At 67.3% G+C, this 24,717-nt stretch carries 23 protein-coding genes and 1 pseudogene; 10 read left to right on the top strand and 14 right to left on the bottom strand.

The annotated features are described in order from the left end of the window. Positions 1–84: 84 nt before the first annotated feature. The 5 genes from JZ791_RS29140 to JZ791_RS29120 all read right to left on the bottom strand — a co-directional run bounded on the left by JZ791_RS29140 (position 85) and on the right by JZ791_RS29120 (position 6,348). The gene (locus JZ791_RS29140; RefSeq protein ID WP_216898551.1) at positions 85–831 is read right to left on the bottom strand and encodes a Fic family protein; all 747 of its coding nucleotides are present in this window, start codon (positions 829–831) and stop codon (positions 85–87) included. 258 nt (positions 832–1,089) lie between these two features. Continuing rightward, complete coding sequence (locus tag JZ791_RS29135; protein WP_216898550.1) at positions 1,090–2,790, bottom strand: dipeptide ABC transporter ATP-binding protein; 1,701 nt, start codon at positions 2,788–2,790, stop codon at positions 1,090–1,092. A gap of 8 nt (positions 2,791–2,798) precedes the next feature. Next, entirely contained in the window at positions 2,799–3,752 is a 954-nt protein-coding gene (locus JZ791_RS29130) for an ABC transporter permease (RefSeq protein WP_216898549.1), read from the bottom strand. After that, a complete protein-coding gene (locus tag JZ791_RS29125) occupies positions 3,745–4,671 on the bottom strand; it encodes an ABC transporter permease (protein WP_216898548.1) in 927 nt (308 codons plus the stop codon). The genes JZ791_RS29130 and JZ791_RS29125 overlap by 8 nt, the downstream gene beginning before the upstream one ends. A 63-nt stretch (positions 4,672–4,734) precedes the next feature. Then, entirely contained in the window at positions 4,735–6,348 is a 1,614-nt protein-coding gene (locus tag JZ791_RS29120) for a peptide ABC transporter substrate-binding protein (RefSeq protein ID WP_254206473.1), read from the bottom strand. A gap of 412 nt (positions 6,349–6,760) precedes the next feature. Between JZ791_RS29120 and acs the strand changes: the two genes are divergently transcribed. From acs to JZ791_RS29105, 3 genes are all read left to right on the top strand, one after another. Next, a complete protein-coding gene (gene acs / locus JZ791_RS29115; RefSeq protein ID WP_216898547.1) occupies positions 6,761–8,713 on the top strand; it encodes an acetate--CoA ligase in 1,953 nt (650 codons plus the stop codon). A 162-nt stretch (positions 8,714–8,875) separates the two neighbouring features. Further along, positions 8,876–9,373 carry a phage holin family protein gene (locus JZ791_RS29110; protein ID WP_216898546.1) on the top strand — a complete coding sequence of 166 codons (498 nt, stop codon included), beginning with the start codon at positions 8,876–8,878 and terminating at the stop codon, positions 9,371–9,373. Between the two features lie 22 nt (positions 9,374–9,395). Then, positions 9,396–10,337 (top strand): alpha/beta fold hydrolase, encoded by a 942-nt coding sequence (locus JZ791_RS29105; RefSeq protein WP_216898545.1) that lies wholly within the window; start codon positions 9,396–9,398, stop codon positions 10,335–10,337. A 145-nt stretch (positions 10,338–10,482) separates the two neighbouring features. On the opposite strand, the gene JZ791_RS29100 is transcribed toward JZ791_RS29105, so the two are convergent. From JZ791_RS29100 to nth, 4 genes are all read right to left on the bottom strand, one after another. Beyond that, positions 10,483–11,676, bottom strand: a complete 1,194-nt coding sequence (locus JZ791_RS29100) for a MarP family serine protease (RefSeq protein WP_216898544.1) — start codon at positions 11,674–11,676, stop codon at positions 10,483–10,485. Continuing rightward, positions 11,673–12,386 carry an NUDIX hydrolase gene (locus tag JZ791_RS29095; protein WP_308163143.1) on the bottom strand — a complete coding sequence of 238 codons (714 nt, stop codon included), beginning with the start codon at positions 12,384–12,386 and terminating at the stop codon, positions 11,673–11,675. The genes JZ791_RS29100 and JZ791_RS29095 overlap by 4 nt, the downstream gene beginning before the upstream one ends. 153 nt (positions 12,387–12,539) lie before the next feature. Beyond that, positions 12,540–13,178: a TlpA family protein disulfide reductase gene (locus JZ791_RS29090; RefSeq protein WP_308163140.1), complete on the bottom strand. Its 639-nt coding sequence runs from the start codon at positions 13,176–13,178 to the stop codon at positions 12,540–12,542. Continuing rightward, a complete protein-coding gene (gene nth, locus JZ791_RS29085; RefSeq protein ID WP_216898572.1) occupies positions 13,175–13,855 on the bottom strand; it encodes an endonuclease III in 681 nt (226 codons plus the stop codon). The genes JZ791_RS29090 and nth overlap by 4 nt, the downstream gene beginning before the upstream one ends. A gap of 267 nt (positions 13,856–14,122) precedes the next feature. Here nth and JZ791_RS29080 point away from each other — a divergent pair, with 267 nt between their 5' ends. Together JZ791_RS29080 and JZ791_RS29075 are read left to right on the top strand one after the other, a co-directional pair. Further along, complete coding sequence (locus JZ791_RS29080; protein ID WP_216898543.1) at positions 14,123–14,350, top strand: hypothetical protein; 228 nt, start codon at positions 14,123–14,125, stop codon at positions 14,348–14,350. Positions 14,351–14,630: 280 nt separating this feature from the next. Next, entirely contained in the window at positions 14,631–15,305 is a 675-nt protein-coding gene (locus JZ791_RS29075; protein WP_216898542.1) for a Crp/Fnr family transcriptional regulator, read from the top strand. 82 nt (positions 15,306–15,387) lie between these two features. Here JZ791_RS29075 and JZ791_RS29070 read toward each other — a convergent pair whose 3' ends face one another. Genes JZ791_RS29070 through sp36 form a run of 3 tightly spaced genes read right to left on the bottom strand, consistent with a single transcriptional unit; the run spans position 15,388 to position 16,855 of the window. Continuing rightward, on the bottom strand, positions 15,388–16,173 hold the full coding sequence (locus JZ791_RS29070) for an MBL fold metallo-hydrolase (protein ID WP_216898541.1): 786 nt from the start codon (positions 16,171–16,173) through the stop codon (positions 15,388–15,390). A gap of 53 nt (positions 16,174–16,226) precedes the next feature. Beyond that, complete coding sequence (locus JZ791_RS29065) at positions 16,227–16,691, bottom strand: RidA family protein (RefSeq protein ID WP_216898540.1); 465 nt, start codon at positions 16,689–16,691, stop codon at positions 16,227–16,229. Continuing rightward, positions 16,691–16,855: a Sp36 family protein gene (gene sp36 / locus JZ791_RS29060; RefSeq protein ID WP_085997622.1), complete on the bottom strand. Its 165-nt coding sequence runs from the start codon at positions 16,853–16,855 to the stop codon at positions 16,691–16,693. The genes JZ791_RS29065 and sp36 overlap by 1 nt, the downstream gene beginning before the upstream one ends. A gap of 88 nt (positions 16,856–16,943) precedes the next feature. Between sp36 and bagA the strand changes: the two genes are divergently transcribed. Beyond that, complete coding sequence (gene bagA / locus JZ791_RS29055; protein WP_308163139.1) at positions 16,944–17,972, top strand: ATPase BagA; 1,029 nt, start codon at positions 16,944–16,946, stop codon at positions 17,970–17,972. Next, positions 17,972–19,168 (top strand): ATPase BagB, encoded by a 1,197-nt coding sequence (bagB, locus tag JZ791_RS29050; protein WP_216898539.1) that lies wholly within the window; start codon positions 17,972–17,974, stop codon positions 19,166–19,168. Before bagA ends, bagB begins: the two co-directional genes overlap by 1 nt. Before the next feature lie 108 nt (positions 19,169–19,276). Here the strand turns inward: bagB and JZ791_RS29045 are convergent, their stop codons facing one another. After that, a complete protein-coding gene (locus tag JZ791_RS29045; RefSeq protein ID WP_153408015.1) occupies positions 19,277–19,600 on the bottom strand; it encodes a WhiB family transcriptional regulator in 324 nt (107 codons plus the stop codon). 362 nt (positions 19,601–19,962) lie between these two features. Between JZ791_RS29045 and JZ791_RS29040 the strand changes: the two genes are divergently transcribed. Beyond that, complete coding sequence (locus JZ791_RS29040) at positions 19,963–22,320, top strand: penicillin-binding protein (protein ID WP_308163138.1); 2,358 nt, start codon at positions 19,963–19,965, stop codon at positions 22,318–22,320. A 69-nt stretch (positions 22,321–22,389) separates the two neighbouring features. Here the strand turns inward: JZ791_RS29040 and JZ791_RS29035 are convergent, their stop codons facing one another. After that, positions 22,390–22,854, bottom strand: a complete 465-nt coding sequence (locus tag JZ791_RS29035; RefSeq protein ID WP_216898537.1) for a GatB/YqeY domain-containing protein — start codon at positions 22,852–22,854, stop codon at positions 22,390–22,392. A 118-nt stretch (positions 22,855–22,972) separates the two neighbouring features. On the opposite strand from JZ791_RS29035, the gene JZ791_RS29030 reads away from it, so the two are divergent. Together JZ791_RS29030 and JZ791_RS29025 are read left to right on the top strand one after the other, a co-directional pair. Continuing rightward, positions 22,973–23,935 carry a metallophosphoesterase gene (locus JZ791_RS29030; RefSeq protein WP_216898536.1) on the top strand — a complete coding sequence of 321 codons (963 nt, stop codon included), beginning with the start codon at positions 22,973–22,975 and terminating at the stop codon, positions 23,933–23,935. A gap of 48 nt (positions 23,936–23,983) precedes the next feature. After that, positions 23,984–24,717: pseudogene (locus JZ791_RS29025) on the top strand (hypothetical protein); the annotation flags it as partial.

Genomic DNA, 24,717 nt, shown 5'->3' with positions numbered 1-24,717 from the left:
AAAGCACGCCTGGTAACCGGGTAGTCCGTGCTAGCGGGCGGTGAGGTCGTTTCACGACAACGCCGCCCGCTTTGATGTGTACCCCTATGTGCCCACGCTGTCGGCGATGGACCGCGCCTCTCTGGCCCCGTCCTCCAGCGCACCGCAGCACAGCACGACCCAACCCCCGACACCCTCGACCGTGCCGCTCCCGAATGCCTCGGCGGCCTCCAGGTAAGCCTGCCGCCGACGTAACCAGAACACCTCCGGCACGCCCAAGCTGTGCGGATCCAGGCCGCTGGACACCGCCACCAGCCTTGACGCCGCGCGGGCCACAACGCCGTCCCCGGCGCCGAACGGCCGCAGCGCCAGCAGCTCGCCGTGCACCACCGCCGCCACGACCGGTGCGGGCGCACTCGAGGTCAGCACGGTCTGCGCGAGCAGATCCAACCGCTCGGCGATGTCCGCCCCGCCGCGCGGGCGCCCCAGCCGGTCCTGATCTTCGACGAGATCGGCCGCGGCCAGCAGATGCAACCGGGCCAGCGCCTGCAGCGGCGCCCGCTCCCACACACCGACCAGGTTGCGCAACGCCTCGCCGTCCAGGGCCTGTCCGACCCGCAGCGCCCCGGCCAGGATCGGTTCGCCCGCGATACCCGGGAAGGGCAGCTCGGTCGCGCCCCCGTCGAGCGCCGCCGAGGAGCGGGCCGCGCGCACCGCGGCCTCCGCGGCCGTAGTGGCCCATCCGCGCCGGTTCGCCCGATGCCGATGCACCTCGGCCAGCGCATCCCGGGCCCGATCGGCCGCCGCGCGCACGCCGGGCAGATCGGTCAGGGGCTGTAGCACATCGTTCACGAGCGCTAACGGTACTCGAGCCGCGCCGGGCATCCCTCACCCCGCCAACCGACCATCGCCGGCAGCCCCGGGCCGACTCCGCGAGCTCCATCGGCGCGCGGTTCCCGACCACGGTCACCGACTCCGACGGCCCGGCGTCCACCGACTCCGACGGCGCAGCATCGCCGGCCACGGCCACGGACTCCAGCGGCGCAGCATCCACGGCGACGGATTCAGCGAGCGACGCCGGCCCAGCGTCGAAAGCACCAGCGGCCGCCCCTATCCGGTTTCCAGCAGATCGCGCCCCGGAATGGCCTCCAACAGCTTGCGGGTGTACTCCGATCGCGGATTGTCGAAGACCTCCGTGACGGTGGCCGCCTCGACGATCCGGCCCTGTTCCATCACCACGACGTCGTCGGCGATCTGCCGCACGACAGCCAGGTCGTGGGTGATGAACAGATAGGACAACCCGAGCTCGGCCTGCAGGCCGTTGAGCAGCTCCAGGATCTGCGCCTGCACCAGCACGTCCAGGGCCGATACCGCCTCGTCGCAGACCACCACCTCCGGTGACAGCGCCAGCGCGCGGGCGATGGCCACCCGCTGGCGCTGGCCACCGGACAACTCGTTGGGGTACCGCCGCATGACCGAGGCGGGGAGTGCGACCTTGTCCAGCAGATCCCGGACGGTGGCCTCCCGCTGCTTCGCATCGCCGATGCGATGGGTGCGCAGCGGCTCTTCGATGGTCCGATAGATCGAGTACATCGGATCCAGTGAGCCGTAAGGGTTCTGGAAGATCGGCTGCACTCGTCGGCGAAAGGCGAAGGCCTCCTTGCGATCCAGGCCGGATACGGTCTTGCCGTCGAATGTCACCGTGCCGGAGGTGGGTTCGAGCAGGCCGAGCACCATCTTCGCGACGGTGGACTTGCCCGATCCGGACTCGCCCACGATCGCGGTCGTCGTGCCCCGTTCGAGGCGGAACGACACATCGTCCACGGCGGGGAATTCCGTCGAGCGCCACGGCGCCGAACCACGCACCTTGTATACCTTGGTGAGCTGGTCGGCGACCACGACCGCGTCGGACGCCTCCGGGATATCCGCGGCGGCCCGCTCGGCGACCTCGACAGCCTTGTCCCGCAGCTCTATTCGCCGATCCACCACCGCAAGCCGCTGCGAGGCCAGCGACGGCGCCGAGTTCACCAGACGCTTGGTGTACGGATGCTGGGGATCACGCAGGATCCGCAGTGCCGGACCGGATTCCACCACCCGGCCGCGATACATCACCACGAGATGTTCGGCCCGTTCGGCGGCCAGACCCAGATCATGGGTGATCAGTAGCACGGCCGTGCCCAATTCGGTGGTCAGCTCGTCCAGATGGTCCAGGATGCGGCGCTGCACGGTCACATCCAGCGCCGAGGTGGGCTCGTCGGCGATCAGCAGTTTCGGTCGGCACGCCAACCCGATCGCGATGAGCGCCCGCTGGCACATGCCGCCGGAGAACTCGTGCGGATACTGATTGATCCGCCGTGCCGCATCGTCCATACCGGCCTGTTCGAGCAGCGTGACAGCCTGCTTCCTGGCCTCGGCGCCCTTGGCTATCCCGTTGGCCGTCAGGGTTTCCCGCACCTGGAAGCCGATCTTCCACACCGGATTCAGGTTGGTCATCGGATCCTGCGGCACGAAGCCGATTCCGCTGCCGCGCACCGCGAGGATCTCCTTGCGCGAGGCGGCCGCGAGATCCTTTCCATCGAAAAGGATCTCGCCGCCGGTCACCTTTCCGGTCCCGGGCAGCAGATCGATGATCGCGTGCGCCGTAGTGGATTTTCCGGAACCCGATTCACCGACTATGGCCACCGTCTGCCCGGGAAACACCGACAGACTCACATCCCTGACGGCGGGCGCCTGCTTACCGTCGACAGTGAAACCTACGTTCAGACCGCGTATTTCGAGCAACGGCTCCTGCGTCGCATCCGTCGATTCCATCTCGCCCCTCACCTGGTCCGTGCCTTGGGATCGAGCGCATCGCGTACCGCGTCGCCCAGCAGAATGAAGCTCAGCACTGTCAACGCCAGCGCCGTGGCCGGATAGAACAGAATCCCCGAGGTGCGGATCTGTTGCTGATCTGCGGCGATATCCGCGCCCCAGGACACGATCGTATGCGGCAGGCCGACGCCGAGATACGACAGCGTCGCCTCGGTCACGATGAACACGCCGAGCCAGATCGTGGTGACCACGATGAGCGGGCCCGCCGCGTTCGGCAGCACGTGCCGCAACAGTATCCGTCCCGGCGATACACCCAATGCCTTTGCCGCCGTGACATATTCACTGCTCTTGGCCTGGATCACCGCACCCCGCGCGATGCGCGCGGCCTGCGGCCAGGTGAAGGCCACCATGATCAGGATCACCGTCCAGACGGTGCGCGAGTTCAGCAGCTCCATCAGCACGATCGCCGCCAGAATCAGCGGGAGCGCGTAGAAGATCTCGGCCACACGCGACACCACCGTGTCCACCAGGCCGCCGTAGAAGCCACCCAACGCCCCGAGCACGCCGCCCACCAGCACGAACAGCACCGCCGCGCCGACGCCGCAGGCGACCGAGGCGCGTGCGCCGTAGAGCGTGCGGGTGTACACGTCGCAGCCCTGCTGATCGAATCCGAACGGATGACCCGCACGATGTGACGCCATACTCAGCGCCGTATCGCAGTATCGCGGGTCCTGACCGGTGAACAGCTGTGGCCAGGCGATCACGAGCAACACGAGCAGGATCAACAGCACGGCGACGATGAAAACCGGATTGCGGCGCAACCGATGCCACGCATCGCGCCAGATACTGGTCGGCGCATGGTCCTCGCTCAGCCGATCGATGGCCAGCACCTCGACCGCGTCCGGCGGTGCGACGAAATATTCTTGTGTGCGCCGCGCGGCGCCGAATTCTGGTTCAGGCATAGCGGATCCGTGGGTCGAGGGCGGCATAGAGCAGGTCCACAACGAGATTCGAGAGCAGGAACACCACGACGAGCACCGTCACGAACGACACGACGGTCGGCGACTCCCCGCGCACGACGGCCTGATAGAGCGTGCCGCCCACCCCGGGGATGTTGAAGATGCCCTCCGTGACGACCGCGCCACCCATCAACGCACCGAGGTCGGCGCCCAGGAAGGTCACCACCGGGATCATCGAGTTGCGCAGGATGTGCACCGTGACCACTCGGCGCCGGCTCAGCCCCTTCGCGGTCGCGGTGCGCACATAATCGGCACTCATGTTCTCCGCCACCGAATTCCGGGTCAGTCGCAGCACATACGCGAACGACAGCGACCCGAGCACGAATCCGGGCACCACCAGTTCGTTCCACGGCGCCTTGCCGGTCACGGTGACCGGCGCGATCCCCCATTTCACGCCCAGCAGGAACTGCGCGATGAATCCGACGACGAAGATCGGCACCGCGATGATCACCAGGCTCACCACCAATAGCGTGGAATCGAAGAGCCTGCCCTTGCGCAACCCGGCCACCAGGCCGAAGCCGACACCGAAGACAGTCTCGACGAGCAGTGCGATCACACTGAGCCGCAACGTGATCGGAAATGCCCGCGCCAGTTCGTCGCGCACCGGCCGACCGGAGAACGACGTACCGAAGTCGAGGGTGAATATCCCCTTCAGATAGTCGAGATATTGGATCAGGAAGGGCTGATCGAGGTGGTAGCGTGCCCGCAGCGCGGCCTCCACGCCGGGGGTCAGCGCCTTGTCACCGGCCAGCGCAGCGACCGGATCGCCGGGAATCAGGAAAATCATTGCATAGATGAGCAGCGTCGCACCCAGGAAAACCGGGATCATCTGAAGTAGACGCCGCAGGACGTACCAGGCCATATCGCCTCCGCGGTGTGGTGCCGGGGCGCGCGAGAACCGCGCGTCCCGGCGAAACTGCTCGGATCAGGACTTCACGATGTTCTCGAAATCGAACAACCCGTTCCAGGCGAGTGGAGCGCTCTGCACATTCTCCGAATGTCCGGCATCGGCGAGGTAGTCGATCACCGGTATGTCGGCCATATCCTTGAACAGGATTGTCTGCGCCTGTGCGGCCAGCTGATAGGCCTGATCGGGGGTCGGCGCGGCCTGTGCGGCGTCGATGGCCTTGTCGAAATCGGGATCGGAGTAGAAGTCCTTGTTGCTACCGGCCCCGGTGTAGTACTGCTGGACCAGGAATTCGAACATCGAGGGATAGTCGCCCTGCCAGCCGTATCGGAACGCCTTGCCGATGGTCTTGTTGTTCTCCAGGTCCAGGATCGTCTTGAAGGTCGGATAGGGGAATCCGACGGCATCGATGCCGAGGGTGTTCTTGATGCTGTTCGCGACCGCATCGATCCAGAACTGGTGTCCGCCATCGGAGTTGTATCCGATCTGGAACTGGCCCGACCACGGCGAGATCGCATTCGCCTGCGCCCACAGCTGTTTGGCCCGATCCGGGTTGTACTGCAGGATGTCCGAGCCGGGCACGTTCGGGTTGAATCCGGGCAGGGTGGAGGCGGTGAAATCACGCGACGGAATCTTGGTGCCGTGCCAGATGGTGTCGCAGATCTGCTTGCGGTTGATCGCCAGTGAAATCGCCTGGCGGCGCAGCACCCCCTCCTGACCGCTGAAATGCGGCACGTTGTCCTGGATGGCGATGCGGTTGTTCTGCGCGGTCGGCTTCTGGATGGCGCGGTCGCCCAGATCCTTCTTGTACGTGGCCAGCGCGCTGTCGGGAATGGTGTCCAGCGCGTCCAGGTTTCCGGACAGCAGATCGTTGTACGCGGTCTGATACGACTGGTACATCACGAATCTCAGGCCCTTGTTCTTGGGCACGCGGCCGCCGTGATAGCCCGGATTGGGCACCACATCGATCTGTACGTTGTGCTGCCAGGCTCCCGCGTTCGGGAACATGTACGGCCCGTCACCGATCGGATCCGCCCCGTACGCCTTCATATCCTTGTAGGCGACCTTCGGCAGCGGATAGAACGGCGACCAGCCCAGCGAGAGTTCGAAGTCGATCGCCGGACGCGTCAGGTCGACGGTGAAGTGGGTGTCGTCGATCACCTTCAGGCCCGACATCGTCTGGGCCTTGGGCGGATTCGCGGATACGTCGTCATATCCGGCGATCTGGGTGAACGCGCCGTTGTTGAGCTGGGCGTTGGTGCTCAGCGCACCGTAGTTCCAGGCGTCGACGAACGACTGCGCGGTGACCGGCTCGCCGTTGGTGAACTTCCAGCCGGGCTTCAGCGTGATCGTGTAGTGCTGGCGATCGGACGAATCGATCGACTGCGCGACCTCATTGTGAGCGTTCCCATTTGCGTCGTAGTAGACCAGCCCGGCCCACAACCGATCCACGACGCGGCCGCCCATGTTCTCGTCGGTATTGGTCGGCACCAGCGGGTTCTGCGGCTCGCCGCCGTTGACCGTCACCACCCCGTCACTACTTCCTCCACCCCCCGAGGAACAGGCGGTCAACGCCAGGCTCGTGGTCAACAGTGCCGCCGCGGCCAGCGCGGTAATCGTCTTGACTCTCAACGCATTGCTCCCGATTCCAGACGGGCGAAAGCCCGCAGGCGCGCACGGGATCCACCGGCACGGCCACGGACGATCGCCATAGGTGAATCGGACAGTAGCTACCGGACGGGATGTTGTCAGCGATTCGACGCGGGTTGATCCATCTTGTTAGCAGAGTGGCAACATCACCGACGCACAGCGGCGGATTCGGGTAACACATTGCACAATCCCCTAGGCACAGCGCCGAGTTCGATGCCCCGCCACACCCATCCCCGCGATGACGCGGCGCGCCGGCGTCCGGGCTCATACCGACACTCCCGCGAACACTGTCGGATCGACCAGCGAGACCTGACCACGACGCAGGTCACAGTCCACTACTGTCGGAAGATGGCCGCGCTCACCCTCGGCCGAAGAGCACGCGAAAGAAGGCGAGATGACTGACAACACCGCTGATCACCTGGACGCTTACCCGCCGACCGCGGAATTCGCCGCCGCGGCCAACGCCGGCGAGTCCCTGTACGACAGGGCCGCCGCGGACCGCGAGGCGTTCTGGGCCGAGCAGGCCCGCCGGTTGCATTGGCACCAGCCCTTCACTCGCGTGCTGGACTGGGACGACGCCCCCTTCGCCCAGTGGTTCGCCGACGGCAAACTGAACGTCGCTTATAACTGCGTCGACCGCCACGTGCTCGACGGGCACGGCGAGCAGGTCGCCATCCACTGGGAGGGCGAGCCCGGCGACTCTCGCGACATCACCTACGCTCACCTGCTCGCCGAGGTCTGCCGCGCGGCGAACTACCTGACCGAACTGGGCCTGAAAGCCGGGGACCGGGTCGCCATCTACATGCCGATGGTGCCCGAGGCGATCGTGTCCATGCTGGCGTGCGCGCGGCTGGGTCTGACCCATTCGGTGGTCTTCGCGGGATTCTCCCCCAGCGCCCTGCGCCAGCGCGTGGACGACGCCCAGGCCCGCCTGGTCATCACCACCGACGGCCAGTGGCGGCGCGGTAAGCCCGCACCGCTGAAGGAGGCGGTGGACGAGGCGCTGGTCGGCAGCGAGCACAGCGTCGAACACGTACTGGTGGTGCGCCGCACCGAGATCGAGGTGCCGTGGACCGACGGGCGCGATCTGTGGTGGCACGAGACGGTCGCGGAGGCGTCGGCCGACCACGAGGCACAGCCGTTCGACGCCGAGCATCCGCTCTACATCCTGTACACCTCGGGCACGACCGGTAAGCCCAAGGGCATCCTGCACACCTCCGGCGGCTACCTCACCCAGGTCTCGTACACCCATCACAACGTCTTCGACCACAGGGCCGGGCAGGACGTGTACTGGTGCACCGCCGATATCGGCTGGGTGACAGGGCACAGCTACATCGTCTACGGACCGCTGTCGAACCGGGCGACCCAGGTGGTCTACGAGGGCACCCCGAACTCCCCCGACGAGCACCGGCACTGGCAGATCGTCGAGAAGTACGGCGTCAGTATCTATTACACCGCGCCGACGCTGGTGCGCACGTTCATGAAGTGGGGCCGGGAGATTCCCGACGCGCACGATCTGTCCTCGATCCGGGTGCTGGGCAGCGTGGGCGAGCCGATCAACCCGGAGGCCTGGCGCTGGTACCGCGAGGTGATCGGCTCGAATTCCGCACCGATCGTCGACACCTGGTGGCAGACCGAGACCGGCGCGATCATGATCTCCCCGCTGCCCGGCGTGACCGCCGCCAAGCCGGGCGCCGCGATGACACCGCTGCCGGGCATCTCGGCGAAGGTCGTGGACGAGGAGGGCAATCCGGTCCATCTCGGCGAGACCGAGGCCAACGGATACCTGGTGCTGGATCAGCCCTGGCCCTCGATGCTGCGCGGCATCTGGGGCGATCCGGATCGCTACCGGTCCACCTACTGGGAGCGCTACGCCGAGCAGGGCTGGTACTTCGCCGGTGACGGCGCGAAGCTCGACGCCGACGGCGATCTGTGGGTGCTGGGCCGGGTGGACGACGTCATGAACGTCTCCGGGCACCGCATCTCCACCGCCGAGGTGGAATCGGCCCTCGTGGGTCATCACAGCGTCGCCGAGGCGGCCGTCGTCGGCGCCAGCGACGACACCACCGGCCAGGGCATCGTCGCGTTCGTGATCCTCACCGCCGGAGCCGCCGACACCGGCCAGGATCTGATCGCCGAACTCAAGGCCGAGGTCTCCCGCGAGATCAGCCCGATCGCCCGGCCACGCGAAATCCATATCGTGCCCGAACTGCCCAAGACCCGCTCCGGCAAGATCATGCGACGGCTGCTGCGCGACGTCGCCGAGGGCCGTGAACTGGGCGACACCTCAACCCTGGTGGACCCCAACGTGTTCGAGGCCATCCGGACCCAGAAGGCGAACTGGTAGCACGAGGACAGGCGAAACTACCGCGGATCGCACCACAGTTTCGGTGCTTGCCCGCGGTAGTTTCGCATATTCCCCACGTCGATACCCGGCCCGATCGGATTCACCGCTAGCCTCTTCATGGGAACCGACGAGTAAAGACCGGACAGGGAGAAGGGTCGAGCATTGAGCTTCACGCAGGGCGGTAACGGGCAGGGCGGCGATCGCGGCCGTACCGTGACCTCTATTCCGCTGTCCGAGGTCGATACCACCCGCACCGCCAGCGTCGGCGATCTGGTCCGCGACGCCACCGAGCAGATGTCGACACTGGTCCGCGCCGAGGTGGCGCTGGCCAAGGCCGAGGTGACCGGGGAGATCCGCAAGGGTCTGCAGGGCAGCGTCTACTTCATCGTCGCGCTGACCATCCTGCTGTTCTCCACCTTCTTCTTTTTCTTCTTCCTGGCCGAACTGCTCGATGTGTGGCTGGACCGGTGGGCGGCATTCCTGGTGGTATTCGGCCTGATGCTGGTGGCCACCATAGTGTTCGCGCTGCTGGGATATCTGAAAGTCCGCAAGCTGCGCGCGCCCGCCAAGACCATCTCGTCGCTGAAGGACGCGCGGACCGTGTTGCCCACGCGGGGATCACACGGCGAGTCCGCGGACTCCACCGACAGCGCCGGATAACCCGGCCATTACGCTTCTGGGCGTGTCCTCGAACCCGAGTCCCGATCCGTCGAGCGTGCGCTACGACGGACCGTGGACCCATAAGGACGTGCATGCCAACGGCATTCGTTTCCATATCACCGAGGGCGCCGGCCCCGGTGGTGAGGGCGGACGCCCACTGGTGCTGCTGCTCCACGGATTCGGTGATTTCTGGTGGTCGTGGCGGCATCAGCTGACGGGGCTGGCCGCACTGGGCTTTCGCGCGGTCGCGGTCGACCTGCGCGGCTACGGGGATTCCGACAAACCGCCACGCGGGTACGACGGCTGGACCCTGGCCGGTGACGTCGCCGGACTGATCCGCGCGCTGGGGCACGCCGAGGCCACGCTCGTCGGCCACGCCGAGGGCGGCCTGGTGTGCTGGGCGACCGCGGTCCTGCATCCGCGGCTGGTGCGCTCGATCGCGGTGATCAGCTCCCCGCATCCGGTCACGCTCAAGCGGGCGGTGCTGCGTGACCGCCGCCAACGGCGGCAGTTCCTGCCGAACTTCCTGCGCTATCAGCCGCCGCGCTACGGCGAACGCCTGCTGACCGAGCACGACGGCTTCGAGATCGAGCGACTGCTGCGCCAGCGCGCCGGAACGACCTGGGCGACCTCGACCGAGGCCGACGACACCGCGCGCCGCATGCGCGCGGCCATCCGCATCCCGGGCACCGCACACTGCGCACTGGAATACCAGCGCTGGGCCTTCCGTAGCCAGTGGCGACCCGACGGACGCCGATTCATGTCGACGATGCGCGAACCGATCCGCATCCCGGTGCTGTCCCTCCGCGGCGAATCCGACGACTACATCCTGGCAAGCACCGTCCGCCGCGGCCACGACCTCGCCCCGGACCGCCGCCTGGTGATGATTCCGGCCGCCGGCCATTTCGCACACCAGGAAAATCCACAGGCTGTCACCGCGGAACTCGCCAAGCTGCTCGGCTGATCAGCCCGCTTCCCCCGCCCGGCATCGACGCCGTCATTCCGGCACGTTGGTGGCCGGAATTCATTACGTCACCGTGGATCCCGGCGACATGCACGCCGTGACGACCGAGTAGGCGCCGGGATGACGGAGATAGAAGACGGTGGTATCAGCTCAGTACGCACTCCCCGGTCGGGACGGCGTTGGTGGAACTCTCCGCCACGTTCAGGTCCGATTGGACCTCCTTCAGCGTGAGCACGTAACCGGTGTCGTCGTCCGTGACGGCGGCGCCGAAGACCACGCCGAGCACCTCGCCCTTGGTATCCACCAGGGGCCCACCGGAATTGCCCGCCCGTACCTGTCCGCGCACGGTGTACACCTCACGCTCGACGGTGGCGCTCTTGTAAATATTCGGCCCGGTCAGGTCCAAGGTCTCACGTACGCGCGCCGCGCTGGCGGTGTAATTTCCACCGCCCGGATAACCCAGCACGATCGAGCTCTCACCCGATGTGGCGGCGGCAGGGGCCAGCGGGATCACCGGGGCTTGCAGGCCCGGTACCGCAAGGACCGCGACGTCCTTCGATGGATCGAACAGCACCACTGTGGCGTCCAAGGGACCCTTAGAGGTATCGACCTGTAGGGCGTTGGTTCCGGCGACGACGTGGGCGTTGGTCATGATGCGGTCGGGGGCGACGACGAAGCCCGAACCCTCCAGCATGCGTTGGCAGCTCGGGGCGACGCCGTGGATGCGCAGCACGCTGTGCTGCAGGTTCAGGGCGACCGGACTGTTCAGGACGCTCGGGTCCGGCGGCGCGACCGCGGCGATGGGTGCACGGCTGAACGGGCCGATCACGTCCGGCAGCCCGGAGGTGTTGAGCAGTTTGGAGAATTCGTTGGGCACCCGGCGCAGCCAGTTGGGCGCGACCTGGTTGACGCCCGAGAGCACCCGGGAACCGTTCACCGCGTTCGCGATCGCCGGTTGAGAGGACGAGGCCAGCGGCAGCGCCAGCAGCCACGCGGTGGCCAGCACGGCCACCACCTGCAGACCCGCGCCGACCACGCTGTCCACGCTGCGGACGAACGGATTGCGCATCCCGCTGCGCGCGGCACGGCCGAGCACCATGCCCGCGACCTCGCCGACGATCACCAGCGCCACGATCAGCACCACGCCGACCAGGACCCGTTTACGGCCCTCGCTGATGTGGATCAGGATGTGCGGCGCGATCAGGATGCCGGCCACCGCGCCCAGGATCACGCCCAGGAAGGACAGCGCCGACGCGACCGCGCCCTGCCGCCACCCGGAGGAGGCGGTCAGCAGCGCGATGATCACAACCGCGATGTCGAGCCAGGCCGACGAGCTCATAACGTCATCCCTACTGCCGCGAGCGAGGACTCCAGATCACGCACGTCGCGTGGATCCCACTCCCGCTCCCATCCCGAAACAGCCAGCAGACCGGCCAGCACCCCAGCCGTGAACCCCCACACGAGCATGCCGTCGACCGCGAACGCCGGACCTTTATAACCCAGCGGGTGCCTGACCACGAACCGGTTGGCCGGATTGATCAAATCCGCGACCGGCACCCGTGCGACGCGCGCGGCCTCGGCCTCGCTGACCACCCGCACGTCGCCGGGGACACGCCAGTACGCCAGCACCGGTGTCACGTCGAATCCCGACACCGGCACGAAAATCGGGGCCAGCACCGCGAGCGGATCGACGCCGGCGCGGTCCAGACCCGTCTCCTCCCATGCCTCGCGCAACGCGGTGTCGATCGGGCCGTCGTCGCCGGGTTCCACACCGCCGCCGGGGAAGGCGACCTGTCCGCGATGCTGGCGCAGGGTGGTCGCACGCTGGGTCAACAGGACGTCGGCATCGGCCGGCAGTCCGCCCGCCGCGCCGGGCTCGGATTCGGCCGAACCACTGAACAACACGAGCACCGCTGCCTTACGAGACCGCACGCCCGAGGCGGCGACCTGCCGCATCGCGGTCCGGTTCAACACCGGATTGACACCGGTAGGGTCGGCGGGTTCATGGTCGACGAGGCCACGTAACCATTGCGGGATGCCCTCGGTCACCAGGCCCGCCCCGGTCCGGACCAGATCCCCGCCGTCGTGCAGGCCGTCACGCGCACCGCTCGCGCCCTCGTATTCGACGCTGTCGTCCTCATGCACGCTGCTCGTGCCGTCGTGCACACTTCCTCCTCCGGCGTCGTCGCCGACCCCGACCAGTCATACCCGTACACCCAGTTCGTCCGCGACTGTTTGGGCGATATCCCCCACGCTGTCGAACGGTCGCACCACCAGCTGGGCGATGGAACCGTCGGCGCGCACCAGCACCGAGACGGGCAACACCGCGGGTGCGCCCACCACGGCGTGCACCCGTGACGCGCCGTCCTGCACACCCGGCAGATGCACGTCGAGATCCTGGAGGCGGGCCAGGGCCTTCGCCTCGGCCGGGTCACTGTGCACAGTGAGCACGGTCAGCGCCGGGCCGGCCCGGTCGGCGTACTGCTGCAGGGCGGGCAATTCATGCGCGCACGGCTGGCACCAGTATGCCCACAGGTTGATCAGCGCGGGCCTACCGGCCAGGGCTGCGGCCAGATCCACCGGACGGCCGTCGGCCAGGCAGTCGAGTGTGATCCCGGCCAGCGGCCCGCGCGCGAGTGCGCCCGGGGCCGGTCTCGGGCAGTCCGCCAGTGCGGCGGCCGCGCGCTGCCGCGGGCTCACCACGGAGTCCGGCTGCTGCGCCACCACCGAACCGCCGGAACGGCTCTCGTGCGAGGTGCGCGGCCACACCGCGACCGCGAGCGCTACCACCGCGATCAGGCCGACAAACGTCCACCGCCAGGCCGCGGGGATCGACCTCACCGGCCCGCCAGTTCGAGCAGATGCTCCGCCTCGGGCCCCTTGACCAGCGCGGCAGCGGTGGCCGGATCGGTGGGACCGGCCCCGAACGACGGACAGTCCTTGGCCAGCAGGCAGACGCCGCAGGCGGGTTTGCGGGCGTGGCACACGCGACGACCGTGGAAGATCACCCGGTGCGAGAGCATCGTCCAGTCCTTGCGCTCGATCAGCTCACCGATCGCGTGCTCGACCTTGACCGGATCCTCCTCGGTCGTCCAGCCCCAGCGCCGCACCAGGCGACCGAAGTGGGTGTCGACCGTGATCCCCGGCACATCGAAGGCGTTGCCGAGGATGACGTTGGCGGTCTTGCGGCCGATGCCCGGCAGCGTGACCAATTCCTCCAGGGTGCCGGGCAATTCGCCGTCGTACCGCTCCAGCAGAGCCTGCCCGAGACCGATCAGGGAGCTGGTCTTGTTGCGGTAGAAGCCGGTCGGGCGGATGTACTCCTCGAGCTCGACGCGGTCGGCCTCGGCATAGGCCCGGGCATCGCGGTATCGGGCGAACAGCGCCGGGGTGGTCATATTCACACGCACGTCGGTGCACTGGGCGGACAGGATCGTGGCCACCGCCAATTCCAGCGGAGTGGTGAAGTCCAGCTCGCAGTGCGCATCCGGGAAGGCCAGAGTCAGCGTGCGGTTCATCCGGCGGGCGCGACGAACCAGGCCGAGCCTGGTCTCGGCGGCGAACTTGGCCGCCCGGGACGAGCCCTTGGCCGGTTCGGCAACGGCCGGTTCCTGCCCGTTCACGGTGCTGGGTCTGGATTTTCGCACGCGTCCACCATACGGAACCCCACCGACAACAGCCCGGCGGCGATCATCCGCGACCCGTAATCGACTCAGGAATATCGACTCCCCGTGTTCCATCTGAGACCTTGTCCGTGTTTACTCCTCGATATGCAAGGACTCGCTGTGGTGCTTTTCCCGGTGGTGCTGATGCTGTTCGCGTTGCTCATGGAGCGCGTGGAAAATCGGCTTCGCAAACTGCTCGAACCGGAAGAAGAGGTGCAGCAATACCTGGACCGCGCCAGCAACGCCGAAGTGAACGAACTGGCCAAGCTCGGCCTCCCGGCGGCGGCGCCCCGGATGAGCCCGCACCGCGCCCGCGGCGATGAAATGGACGTCGCGCAGGCCAGCTGACGCCGGGCTGATAGCGTCACGGCGAATACCCGCTAGTAGTGCCGCGGGAACCTTTCGGGCATCACGGTCGTTTCACCAACCGCACGATACGTGGTGTCGGTCACTACGCTGCCCGAATGCAAAGTAGACTGCACTGTCGCACCGAGTGCTGCTGTTTGTCCAAGGTTCGCCCAGCGCGGCGACAGCAACATCGGGGCCGACTGGCGGCAGCTTGGCGTCGTCATCACGTAGGACCGCTGGCGCCTGCCAGTACACCGTCAATCCCATAAGGAGCATATTCGTGGACGAGGCCCTCGCCAGAGCAGGCATCTTCCAAGGCGTCGAGCCCACCGCGGTGGCAGCTCTCGCCAAGCAGCTACAGCCTGTTGATTTCCCTCGCGGACATGTCATTTTCAACGAGGGCGAGCCGGGCGACCGGCTGTTCATCATCACCTCCGGCAAGGTGAAGATCGGCCGTCGCTCCCCAGACGGGCGGGAGAATCTGCTGACCATCATGGGACCGTCGGATATGTTCGGTGAGCTGTCGATCTTCGATCCCGGTCCCCGCACCTCGACGGCCACCACCGTGACCGAGGTCCGCGCGGTCACCATGGATCGCGACGCGCTCAAGTCGTGGATCGACCAGCGTCCGGAGATCGCCGAGCAGCTGCTGCGCGTGCTCGCACGCCGCCTGCGCCGCACCAACAACAACCTCGCCGACCTGATCTTCACCGATGTGCCCGGCCGCGTGGCCAAGGCGCTGCTGACCCTGGCTCAGCGGTTCGGTACCCAGGAGGCGGGTGCGCTGCGCGTCACCCACGACCTCACCCAGGAGGAGATCGCCCAGCTGGTCGGCGCCTCCCGCGAGACCGTGAACAAGGCCCTGGCCGACTTCGCGCACCGCGGCTGGCTGCGACTCGAGGGTAAGAGTGTGCTGATCTCCGACTCGGAGCGGTTGGCCCGACGCGCCCGCTGACGCAGCTGCGTCAGCGGCCGACTCGGCGCGGCGGTACCCCTATGTTCATCCCGGCATGTGGTGGCCGGGATGATGGCAGAACTCAGCTGCGCAGGTAGGCCAGTTGCGCCTCGACCGAACTGCGCGCGGCGGGCCACAGGCTCTTGTCCACGTCGGCGTACACCCGGGCGACGATCTCCAGGGGTTCGGCGTCCGCGCCCAGCTCCCGCAGCGCCTCGCGCACCTGCTCCAGGCGCTCCTGACGGTGCTGGATGTAATACCGGATGACGGGTTCCGCCGCGGCGTGATCGGGCCCGTGCGCGGGCAGTAGGGCCCGTCCCGAGGCCGCTGCGAGCAGTCGGTCCATCGAGGCGAGGTAATCCCCGAGCGCGCCGTCGCGCGATTCGAGCACGGTGGTGCCGCTGCCGAGCACGGTGTCACCGGTGACGACGGCGTCGTCGAGCAGGAAACTCACCGAATCCCGCGTGTGCCCGGGTGTGGCCAGCACCGCGATGCGCAGTCCCGCCGCCTCGATCACCTCGTCGTCGGCCAGCGGGGTGTCCGAATCCCGCAGGAACTCGCGCTGCATCGCGCGCACCGGGGTTCCGGTCAGCTCGGTCAGCCGCTCGATGCCGCCGGTGTGATCCTGGTGGTGGTGGGTGATCAGGGTGAGCGCGATATCGCCCCCGGTCTCCCGTGCGATCGCCGCGCTGTGCTCATGGTCCTCGGGCCCCGGGTCGACCACGACACAGTCGGACCGGCCCGGGGCTCGCAGGATCCAGGTATTGGTGCCCTGCAGGGTCATCTGGCTCGGGTTGTTCGCCAGCAGTACCGATGCGGTGGACGTGACCGGCCGCAATCGCCCGTACGCGGGATGTGTGAGCGTCATATGTCCGTCCTACCAATCGGATACCGCGCCTTGCCAGTTCGAGCGCGGGTGAGCTAGTTCGCGATTTCGGCGATGATCTCCACCTCGACGGGCGTGTTCTTCGGCAGTTCGAACACACCGACCGCGGAACGGGCGTGCGTCCCGGCATCGCCGAACACCTGGCCGAGAAGTTCCGAGGCGCCGTTGATCACCAGCGGCTGATCGTTGAACCCGGGTGCGGAGGCAACGAATCCGACCACCTTCACGATCCGCACCACCGACTCGAGCCCGACCACGTCGTGCACCGCGGCGAGCGCGTTGAGCGCGCAGAACTTGGCCGCCTCCTTGGCCTGCTCCAGGCTCACCTCGGCGCCGACCTTGCCGACCGCCGACATCTCGCCGTTCACGAAGGGCAGCTGACCCGAGGTGTACACCAGCCATCCGCTGCGCAGCGCGGGAATGTATGCCCCGGCCGGCGCGGCCACCGGGGGTAGTTCGAGTCCGAGTTCCTCGAGGTTCTTACGCCATTCGGTACCCATCAGCCCTTCACTCGCTTCAGGTACGCGACGTGCTGCTCACCGGTCGGCCCCGGCAGGACCGTGACCAGCTCCCAGCCATCGGCGCCCCACTGGTCCAGAATCTGCTTGGTCGCATGTGTCAGAAGCGGCACCGTCGCGTATTCCCACTGCGTCACATCACTCATGCGCCAGAGCGTATAAGCATTGTGGTGTACCAGACAGTGAGGGTCATCTCTTAACAGGTACTTCGAGGCGGGTTATAGGCTCGCGGACGTGGGAGTACCGATCGCAGCGCCCGTCGAGGGGCCCCAGGCAGGCTGGCCGGCGCGGGCTGACAAGGCCCGGCTGCACTACGTCTCCGGCAAGGGCGGAACCGGAAAGTCCACGGTCGCCGCGGCTTTGGCGCTGGCCCTGGCAGCCGGTGGCCGCCGGGTGCTGCTGGTCGAGGTGGAGGGACGCCAGTCCATCGCCCAGCTGTTCGACCTGCCGCCGCTGCCGCCGACCGAGACCAAGATCGCGACCGCGGACGGCGGCGGCGAGGTCATGGCGCTGGCCCTGGATATCGAACACGCCTTCCTGGAATACCTGGAGATGTTCTACAACCTCGGCTTCGCCGGGCGCGCCATGCGCCGGATGGGCGCCATCGAATTCGTCACCACGATCGCGCCGGGCCTCAAGGACGTCATCCTCACCGGCAAGATCAAGGAATGCGCTGTGCGGTCGGACAAGTCGGGGCGACCCGTCTACGACGAGGTCGTGGTGGACGCGCCGCCGACCGGCCGCATCGCCGGGTTCCTGGACGTCACCAAGGCCATGCTCGACGTGGCCAAGGGCGGGCCGATCGCCTCGCAGGCCGAGGGGGTGTCACGGGTGCTGCATTCCGAACAGACCGTCGTGCATCTGGCCACCCTGCTCGAGGCGCTGCCGGTGCAGGAGACCGCCGACGCCGTCGCGGAACTGACCGCGGCGGACTTCCGCATCGGGACGATCATCGTCAACCGGGCCACCGAGGGCTATCTGCCCCCGGCGCTGCGCAAGCGGGTAGCCGACGGCGACCTGGATGTCGCGGCACTGCGCACGGGACTGGACGCAGCGGGAATAGAGCTGTCCGACAACGACTTCCAGGGCCTGCTCACCGAGACGGTGCAGCACTGCGCCACCCTGCAGGCCCAGGACGACAGCTCCGCGGAGCTGGCCGGGCTCGACGTCGACCGGCTGTACCTCCCGGCCCTGCTCGATGGCGTCGACCTGGGCGGACTCTATGAGCTGGCCGAACATCTGAGCGCGCAGGGAGTCCGCTGATGTCTCATCCCGTCCCTGCCGAGCCCCTGGACCTCGGTGCGATCCTGGCCGATCCCGCCGCGCGAGTGGTGGTGTGCTGCGGCAGCGGTGGCGTCGGCAAGACGACCACCGCCGCGGCCATCGCGCTGCGCGCCGCCGAATCCGGCCGCAAGGTGGTCGTGCTGACGATCGATCCTGCACGGCGACTGGCACAGTCGCTCGGGGTCAGCGATCTGGGCAACGAACCGCAGCGGGTGCCGCTGGGCCCCGAGGTCGAGGGCGAGCTGTTCGCGATGATGCTCAACATGCGCCGCACGTTCGACGAGATGGTGCTCGAGCACACCACCCCGGACAAGGCCGAGCAGATCTTCGCCAACCCCTTCTATCAGACGGTCGCCTCGTCCTTCGGCGGTACGCAGGAATACATGGCGATGGAGAAGCTGGGGCAGCTCGTCGGCAAGAAGGAATGGGATCTGGTCGTCGTCGACACGCCGCCCTCACGCAACGCCCTGGACTTCCTCGACGCGCCGAAACGACTCGGGAATTTCCTGAACGGCCGGATGATTCGCGTGATCATGGCGCCCGGACGCGGGGTGGGCCGCTTCGTGACCGGCGCGATGAGCCTGGCGGTGCGCGGCGTGTCCACGATCGTGGGCGGTCAGATGCTCAAGGACGCCTCGCTGTTTCTCCAGTCGCTCGAATCGATGTTCGGCGGATTCCAGGATCGCGCCGAGCGCACCTTGTCGATGCTGTTGCGGCCGGGCACACACTTCCTGGTGGTGGCCGCGGCCGAGCCCGATGCGCTACGGGAGGCGTCGTTCTTCGTCGATCGCCTGTCCACCGACCAGATGCCGCTGGCCGGACTGGTCCTCAATCGCACCCATCCGGTGCTGTGCTCGCTGTCGGCCGAGCAGGCTGTCGCGGCGGCCGACGGGCTGACGGCAGGGGGCGAGGCTGCCGCCGAGACCGATCCGCGCGCGCTGGCCGCCGATGTGCTGCGCATCCACGCGCACCGCGCCACCACAGCCGCGCGGGAACAGCAACTGCTGCAGCGGTTCACCGGAGCGCATCCGCGGGTGCCGATCGTGACGGTCACGTCGCTGCCGTTCGAGGTGTCCGATCTGGACGCGCTGCGCGCCGTCGCCGATCAGTTGCTGGGGGCACACCCGGACCGGGATCCCCTTCCGGCGGTCACGGTCCGGGATCACAGGCGCTGACGGAGCCGACGGGCAGGTGAACTCGGCGCGAGGGTGGGTTGCGCGGGCTCAGTGGGCAAAATGGTCCGAGCCCGCGACTGCGGGCTCGGACCAGTTGTCGGATTCTCGTCAGATCGCCACCTTCTGGTTCCGCTGGGCCCGGAAGAACTCCGCCCAGGACGTCACCTCAGGATGCTGCTTGAGCAGCGCGCGCCGCTGCCGTTCGGTCATACCACCCCACACGCCGAACTCCACTCGATTGTCCAGGGCATCGGCACCGCACTCCATCAGGACGGGGCAGTGCCGACAGATCGTCGCCGCCTTGCGCTGCGCGGCGCCGCGGACGAACAGCTGGTCGGGATCCACTTCCTTGCATCGGGCCTGGGACACCCAGGCGATCCTCGCTTCGGCCTGCTCCACGTCCAATCGAGCGATGGGGGTAGTCATATGCATTTGGTGTGCCCCTTTGCAGTCCGAACACCGGTCAACGGCGCTCCGGAATCGCGTGAGGTCCGCAGCAACCCAACCCCGCTGCGGTTCTCACCACATTCCACTTTGAGTGTTAGCTCTATCACACTGGGTTCTCAATCTAGGTAAAGGTATGGGGGCAGCGCAAGACCGTCTCGAGATTTTCTGGTACGCCCGTCCACGCAAATGCGACATAAATCCGGACAGCCTGACCCAACGGGGCGACACGCCCGGCTTTTCATTCGAAGACACGCCGAAGTGTGATGGGGCCCACGTCTAGCGGGGCACTCAATCCGAGGATCGCACCGCGACCGCCCGTCCGGGAGGGCTCCCTCTACTCTTGGTCTGTGCCGATCTCACAAGCGCTCGCCAGACTGGCCGGGGCGTGCATCCTGGCGGCCGCCCTCATCGCCGGGCTGTTGTTCCCGCTCGCCGGCGGTTTCGGGTATGTGTCCAACCGCGCCGCCGATGCCGTCGACAACGTCTCCGCGGAAGTGCTGGAGGGCACAGTCCCCGCGGTATCGACCATGGTCGACTCGACAGGAGCACCCATAGCCTGGTTATACGACCAGCGGCGCTTTCAGGTGCCCAGCGACAAGATCTCCAACAACATGAAGTTGGCGCAGGTCTCCATCGAGGACCGCCGCTTCCTGCAGCACCACGGCGTGGACTGGCAGGGCACCTTCCGCGCGTTCCTGCGCAACACCTCGAGCGGTGAGGTGCAGCAGGGTGGTTCCACCATCGACCAGCAGTACGTGAAGAACTTCCAGCTGCTGGTCGTGGCCAAGACCGATGCCGAACGCCGCGCCGCGATCGAGACGACCCCGGCGCGCAAGCTGCGCGAGATCCGGCTGGCGCTGACCCTGGACAAGCAGCTCACCAAGGACGAGATCCTCACCCGCTACCTGAATCTGGTCTACTTCGGCAACGGCGCCTACGGCGTGCAGGACGCCGCGCAGACCTACTTCGGCGTCGATGCCAAGGACCTCACGGTTCCGCAGGCCGCAATGCTCGCGGGCATGGTCCAGAGCACCTCGAAGTTCAACCCGTACACCCACCCGAAGGACGTGCTCGAGCGCCGGAACACGGTGCTGGACACCGAGATCCAGAACATCCCCAATCGCGCCACCGAATTCCGTGCTGCCAAGGAGATGCCGCTGGGCGTGCTGCCCCAGCCCAACGGCCTGCCCAACGGCTGTATCGCCGCCAACGACCGCGGCTTTTTCTGCGACTACGCACTGCAGTATCTGGCCGACGCCGGAATCAGTACGGATCAGATCGATAAGGGGGGTTACCTGATCCGCACAACCCTGGACCCGGCGGTGCAGAACTCGATGAAGTCGGCGGTCGACTCCATGGCCCCGCCCGACCTCGACAACATCGCCGAGGTGTCGAGCATCATCGCGCCAGGTCAGGACTCCCACAACGTGGTGGCGATGGTGTCCAGCCGCACATACGGCCTGGACGCGAGCATCCACCAGACGGTGCAGCCGGAACCGTTCTCGATGGAGGGCGACGGCGCCGGGTCGATCTTCAAGATCTTCACCACGGCTGCGGCGATGGAGAAGGGCCTGGGTACCAGCGCCAATCTGGAGGTGCCGCCGTTCTACGTCGCCAAGGGCATGGGCTCGAGCGACACGCCCGGCTGTCCGGCGAACGCCTACTGCGTGAAGAACGCGGGCAACTACCGTTCGCCGCTGTCGGTGACCGAGGCGCTGGCAACCTCGCCGAACACCGCGTTCGTCAAGTTGATCCAGGACGTCGGGGTGACACCGGCCGTCGATATGGCGGTGCGCATGGGCCTGCGCTCGTACGCCAAACCCGGCACCTCCGGGCACGGCAATCAGAGCCTGGCCGACATGTTCAAACAGCAGAACCTGGGTTCGTTCACCCTCGGACCGGTCGCGGTCAACCCGCTGGAGCTGTCCAATGTGGCCGCCACGCTGGCCTCGGGCGGCAAGTGGTGCCCCCCGTCGCCGATCAAAGAGGTCCTGGACCGCAACGGTAAACCGGTCTCGCTCACCCAGGAGGCCTGTGAGCAGGTCCTCGATCCCGGGCTGGCGCATACGCTGGCCAACGCGCTGAGCCAGGACGCGGTCAGCGGCACCGCGGCCGGGTCGGCCCACATCGCCGGCTGGAACGTTCCGGTGTCCTCGAAGACCGGCACCACCGAGACCAACCGGTCCTCGGCGTTCCTGGGCTTCACCAATTCACTGGCCGGCGCGTCGTACATCTACAGCGATACGTCCACCCCGGACGAGATCTGCTCGTTCCCGCTGCGAAACTGCGGCAGTGGCAACCTGTTCGGTGGTAACGAACCGGCTCGCAGCTGGTTCCTGGGCATAAGACCGGTGCTGGGTAATTTCCCGCCCACGGCGCTACCGCCACTGGACGACAAGTACGTGCGCGGATCCAGTAATTCCCAGATCCCGGACGTGATGGGGATGACCCAGGCCGAGGCCACCCGCACCCTGACCGGCGCGGGGTTCCAGGTGACCGCGGTGACCCAGCCCGGTTCGGCGACCAAGGGCACGGTGCAGGGCACCACGCCGAACGGTTCGGCGATCCCCGGATCGGTGATCACGCTGTTCCTCAGCGACGGCACCCAGCGCGGGCTCCTGCCGCCGCTGCCAGCGAACCTGCCGCCCGGACTGCTGCCTCCGATACCACGGCTGCCACCCATCCCCATCCCGATACCGAGATGAACGCACGGAACCCCGCCGATGAAGATCGGCGGGGTTCCGGCGTTTCGGCGGGCTGTCCGGCCGTAGAAGTTACAAACGCGCCTTGACGGCGGCGGACAGGCGCGAGCCGTCGGCGCGACCGGCCGCGAGGGCGGTGGCGATCTTCATGACCTGGCCCATCTGCCGCATGCCGGGACGCTCACCGTTCTGCTCGGCGATGTCGGCGATCGCGGTATCGGCGATATCGGCGACCTCGGCCTCGGTGAGCTGGGTCGGCAGGTATTCGCCGATGATCTCCTCTTCGGCACGCTCGTTGGCGGCGAGTTCACCGCGTCCGGCCTGCTCGTAGACCACAGCCGCCTCGTTGCGCTTCTTGGCTTCCTTGGTCAGCACCGAGATCACCTCGGCGTCGGACAACTCCCGTGCCTGCTTGCCGGAGACCTTCTCGGTCTGCACGGCGGCCAGCAGCATGCGCAGGGTGCTGGTGCGCAGCGTGTCCCTGGCCTTCATGGAGGTGGTCAGATCAGCCCGCAGCGTCGACTCGAGTTCCGGCATACCGCACACGCTATCGGAGTCCGCGCACCGAGCCCCACCGGTTTTGCGTCTGCCGCGAGAAGAATCCTGTGCCCAATAGCACTCGGCACGCGTTGCGTCCGTCGCCTATCCTGATCGAATGCCCGTACTCTCGTCTCCCGTACTCCGACGAGCCGCTCTGGGCGTCGCTGGCGCCGGAATCGCCGGAATCGGCTACGCCTCCCTGATCGAGCGCAACGCCTTCGTCCTCCGCGAGACCACGTTGCCGGTGCTACAACCGGGATCGGCCAGCCTACGGGTGTTGCACATTTCCGATCTGCACATGACGCCCGGGCAGAAGCTGAAACAGGCATGGGTACAGGATCTGGCCCGGCTCGAACCGGATCTGGTGGTCAACACCGGCGACAACCTCGCGCACCCGCGGGCGGTCCCGTCGGTCGTGCAGGCCCTGTCGGATCTGCTGGCCCGGCCCGGCCTGTTCGTCTTCGGCAGCAACGACTATTTCGCCCCGGTGCCGAAGAACCCGCTGAAGTACTTCAAGAAGGACCACAAGCGCGTGCACGGCGCGCCGCTGCCGTGGCAGGATCTGCGCGCGGCGTTCAACGAGCGCGGCTGGCACGACCTGACGCATGTGCGCCGGGACGTCGAGGTGGCCGGGATCAAGATCGCTGCCGCCGGTGTGGACGATCCGCATCTGAAGCGCGACCGCTACGACACCGTGGCCGGCGCGCCCAACCCGCTGGCCGAGCTGAGCATCGGCCTGACCCACTCGCCCGAGCCGCGGGTGCTGGATCGCTTCGCCACCGACGGTTACGACCTGGTGCTGGCCGGGCACACGCACGGCGGACAGCTGTGCGTGCCCGGCTTCGGTGCGCTGGTGACCAACTGCGGTATCGACCGCTCCCGGGTGAAGGGCCCCTCGCGCTGGGGCGCGCACACCCGGCTGCACGTCTCCGCCGGGCTGGGCACGTCGCCGTGGGCGCCGTACCGGTTCTGTTGCCGTCCGGAGGCGACTCTGCTCACGCTGGTCGCGGCTCCGCCGCAGCGACCGGCCGCGGACAGCGGCCACGGCGTGTCCACGTCGGAAGTCGTGGCGCGTTAGGGTTTGCTCACCGATTCGATACACCGGGTGAGGGGACAAGGGTGAGTAATGAGTTCGACGAGCGGTGAGTCCGGTGATCGGTCCACCCCGCAGGGCCGATCCCGTCCGCAACACGCCGCGCATCTGCGCGGAGTGGACCTACCGCAACCGACCTCGCCCGCCGATACGATGAATACCGAAATGCTCGACCTGCGCAAGGCAGGGCTGATACCGGCCGAGCACGTATCGGGTAACCACGCACGCACCCAACGCATCCCGATGCCCGATTCCACGGACGAGGCACAGACGGATGCCATCCGGCGTGAATCCCCTTCGGCGCAGCAGGATCCCACGCCACGCGGGTCCAGCCTGCGCCTGACCGATCCGAAATCCCCTTTACCGCAGCATGGTTCGCAGCGGCCGGACCGTGGCGCGCTCGCCGAGCCACCGCACCAACCCAATCGGGGACGGCCGGACGAGCGAACCGAGGAGATCGGACTCGTCGATTACGACCACCGGACGAATCAGGTTTCGCAGCATACGGTCCCGCCGACGAGACCCCGGTCCGGCGGCGCGCCGGACCGGGCGAACGACGCCGAATCCGGACCGGGCCGCCCCTCGTCCGAGCGCGGGCGCAGGACCTGGTTGCTCGCCGGAATCGGGGCCGCGGCGGTCGTGGCCATCGGCGTCGGCGTGACCCTGTTCATGGTCGGTTCGTCGAAGTCCGGCGATTCCGGGTCATCGGGTGCCGCCCCGTCCATGGTCAGCGCCCTGAGTTCGGCCCCGAACGCCCCCGGGACGAG

It is taken from the genome of Nocardia alni (assembly GCF_019038435.1).
Taxonomy (GTDB): Bacteria; Actinomycetota; Actinomycetes; order Mycobacteriales; family Mycobacteriaceae; genus Nocardia; species Nocardia alni.
The sequence above is the reverse complement of the archived record's forward strand: the minus strand, read 5'-3'. Positions and strand labels throughout refer to the sequence as shown.